Below are 1,486 nucleotides of genomic sequence, written 5' to 3' on the forward strand. Positions count from 1 at the left end.
CGCTGGTGCGCCGGGATGCCTGACATCGGCTCGTTGAGCTACACCCCCAACTTCGGAAAGGTCCCCGCGGAGCGCGCGCCGGACATCGTCGGCGCCTCCCGAGAAACAACGCGCTTCCCGCGCCGCGTGCCGCAGCCATTGCTTGCACTGCGCTCGTCCCTCGGCAAAGGCGGGTGACTGGAGGGTGGGTGCGCACCGTCGCGAATACCCGGCCCGGGCGGCGATACCGACCGCGCGGCTCACTTGCGCCCAAACGCGGCCAGCAAAGATGCCGTCGCCACGGAGCATAACGTCGCGGCCGCCACGGCGACGAGCATGCCGGTCGCGTCAGCGGCGGCGGCCGCGACGGCGCAGAAGACCGCAAGGGCCAGCGTGCCCCGCGCCGCCGCGGCCAGAATCGCAGCGGCCGCCTCCGGCGCGCTGTCGCTGAGGACAGAGAAGGCGATGACGATCAGCCCGACGGGCAGGGCGAGCAGCGCCCCCGCGAGCCCCGCCCCGAGCAAGCCGGCCAGCGCGGTGACCGCCGCCACCAAGGCGCCCGCGGCCGCGGCCCGGAGCAACTCGCGCCCGCGTCGCCACGTTCCCCGCTTTCGCCCAACGGCCGGCGGCGCGAGGCGGGTCAGCAGGGCGTAGGCGGCCAGAAAGGCGATGCAGTTGGCGCCGAGCCCTTCGAGCGGCGCGACCGCCGCTATGGCCGCGGCCCAGGCCAGTAGCCCGCCCGCAACGGCGAGGGGCGGGGCGAGGCGTCGTCCCAGCGCCGCCGCGCAGCCGACGAAGGCGACGGTGGCCGCCATGGCGCCGAGACCCGCCTCGGCGGCGGCCGTGAAAAAGGCCACATCGCGCTCCAGCGCCAGCACGAGAAAGCCCGGGCCGATCACCACAGGCATCCCAACCGCGGCGGCGGCGATCCGCGGCCGGGCGAAGGCGACGAGCCAACCCATGCCAAGAACGAAGCCCGTCGTGGCCACGGCGCGCAGGGCGAGCGCCAGGAGCGGCGTCTCCGTCACGGGCCGGCGGCTCAGGCCGCCGCGGCGCCCGGCGCCTCGCGCAGCCAGCGCCCCCAGCCCGAGACGCCGGACAGATCGGCGCCTGCGAGGCGCAGGGCGGCCCATACCGTGGCGGAGGCGCTGTCGAACAGGGGCACGCCCAGTTCCGCCTCCACCGCCTCGGCCAGCGTCGCGCCGCGCATGTTGGTGCACATGACCACGATGGCCTCTGGCCGCGCGGCGGCGACCCGGCGGCAGGCCGCCATGACGTCAGGCTCCGCGATGTCGGCGAAGGCGTAGTTGTCGGCGACGCCGAAATGCGCCTCCGAGACCACCGTCCAGCCCTGCGCCGCATAGTTGGCGATGATCTTGCGCTGCACGTCCTCGGTGTAGGGCGTCACCAGCGCGAAGCGGCGGTTCGGCGTCGTCGCGATGAGCGCGTTGAGCGCCAGCACCGCGCTGCATGCCTTCGCGCCGGTGCGTTGCGCGATCGCCGCGCA

General features: G+C 74.7%; 2 protein-coding genes. Both read right to left on the reverse strand.

What is annotated here, in order from left to right; genetic code table 11:
- Positions 1–239 precede the first annotated feature (239 nt).
- Entirely contained in the window at positions 240–1,007 is a 768-nt protein-coding gene (locus V7Q31_RS13370) for a hypothetical protein (protein WP_333834364.1), read from the reverse strand.
- Between the two features lie 11 nt (positions 1,008–1,018).
- Positions 1,019–1,486 (reverse strand): aspartate/glutamate racemase family protein (locus V7Q31_RS13375; protein WP_333834365.1); only part of this gene is annotated, 468 nt, incomplete at its 5' end.

Source organism: Rubrimonas sp. (assembly GCF_036788415.1).
GTDB lineage: Bacteria > Pseudomonadota > Alphaproteobacteria > Rhodobacterales > Rhodobacteraceae > Rubrimonas.